General features: G+C 66.7%; 1 protein-coding gene. It reads right to left on the bottom strand.

The annotated features are described in order from the left end of the window. Positions 1 to 159 precede the first annotated feature (159 nt). Positions 160 to 1473 carry an IS110 family transposase gene (locus ABZ453_RS51210; protein WP_359026955.1) on the bottom strand — a complete coding sequence of 438 codons (1314 nt, stop codon included), beginning with the start codon at positions 1471 to 1473 and terminating at the stop codon, positions 160 to 162. Positions 1474 to 1691: the final 218 nt, after the last annotated feature.

Raw genomic sequence — 1691 nt, 5'->3', positions numbered from 1 at the left:
GGTGACGTTCGCCTTCACCGAGTGCAGGGCATCGAAGGTGACCAGAGATCCGTCCAGGCCCAGGGGTTCGAGCAGGGGCCGGAAGTACGCGGTCTAACCCGAAAATGCCCACCTTCATCGCGGTCTTCCTCCTGAGACCGGACACGTTGGGCGTTCCATCTATGCGGCCTTCGTAGTGAGGGTCACCTCGTGGCCGAGAGCCTCGAGCTGGCGCACGAGCCCTCTGGTCCGGGCGGCGGAATCGAGAACCCGCAGGTGGTAGTCGGATCCGAGGTCGTGGAAGCGGGCATCAGGATCGCTGAGCAGGTGCCAGACGATGACGAGCATCGAGCGGGCGACGGCCACCAGGGCCTTCCCGTGTCCTCGGCGCTTCACGAGCCGTTTGTAACGGGCCCCGAGGAACGTGTCGGTCCGGGCGGCAGCCATCGCGGCCTCACCCAGCGCCGCCCTCAGCCAGGGGTTGCCCTGCCCGATGCCGCCGGGGAGATTCCGTCCGGCGGACTGGATGGTTCGCGGGGAGAGCTTGGCCCAGGAGACCAGATGACCCGCGGTGGGGAAGATGGCCATGTCGAGACCGATCTCCGCCAGGATGACCTGCGCGGTGGCGGGACCGATCCCCGGAATCTCGTCCAGACGTTCCTGCGGTGTCAGATCGCCGGCCGTGCCCGCTTCAGTCCCATCCGGGTCGGCCAGGTCGGCGAGTGCTGCCTCGATGTGACCGGTGAGATCGTCGAGTTGCGCCTGGGTTCGGTCGATCGCCTCCAGGAGCATGTTCAGCAGATAGGCGTGGTGCTCGTCGAACTGTCCGGTCAATGCCACGACCAGAACCTCCCGCTTGGCCTTCGCCTTGCCCTGGGCGAGCCCCGCGAGTTGCTGCGGATCACGTACTCCGGCGACCAGCGCTTCGAGCATCATGCGCCCGGAGGGGCCGAAGATGTTAGTGAGGACCGACGACAGTTTGATCTGAGCATCCTCCAGGACCTTCTCCACCCGGTGCTTATGACGGGTGCGCTCTTGTGTGAGCGCGGACCGCAACCGCGTCAGGTCCCGGATCTTCCGCAGCGGACGCTGCGGGACGAACGAGGCGCGCAGCATGCCCCGTTCCGCGAGCTTGGCGAGCCAGATGGCATCCAGCTTGTCAGTCTTCGGCCGACCCGGGACGTTCTTCACGTCCCGGGCGTTGACCAGCCAGCACTCCAACCCGCAGGACTCCAACAGGAAGAAGAACGGCTTCCAGTACACCCCCGTGGCCTCCATCACCACGCGGGTGATCCCCAGGCTGGACAGCCGTGCCCCGAGTTCCAGGATGCCCGCAGTAGTGGAGGTGACGTTCCAGACCTCCTGGACCCGCCTCCCGGCCCGGGACTCGTGCGGAACCCGGGTACACACCATGCCGCTGGCCTTGGCAACATCAATCGCCGCGACCCTCTCCACCAGCTCCGATTCGAGATCGGTCTCTTCGCTCGCCCTCACCCTCGCCTCCCCACCACCCGGTCGCACGAAGCGGTGGCAGCCACCCGGGGGCCGGCGAGGGAAAACGAGAATCTAACCCGCGTGCTCGAAGCAACAATGCGCAGCCCCTCTGGGCCGGCCCCGGCACCAGACTCATTACGGGCTCCAGGCCCACAGATCATCGGCGTCGGACGGGCAGCCGCCACACGACCCCATTTTCACGGCTGCGCCGACGTCCG

Source organism: Streptomyces sp. NPDC005799 (genome assembly GCF_040630525.1).
Taxonomy (GTDB): Bacteria; Actinomycetota; Actinomycetes; order Streptomycetales; family Streptomycetaceae; genus Streptomyces; species Streptomyces griseorubiginosus_B.
Note: the sequence above shows the minus strand (reverse complement) of the source record. Positions and strands in the feature narration are given on the sequence as shown.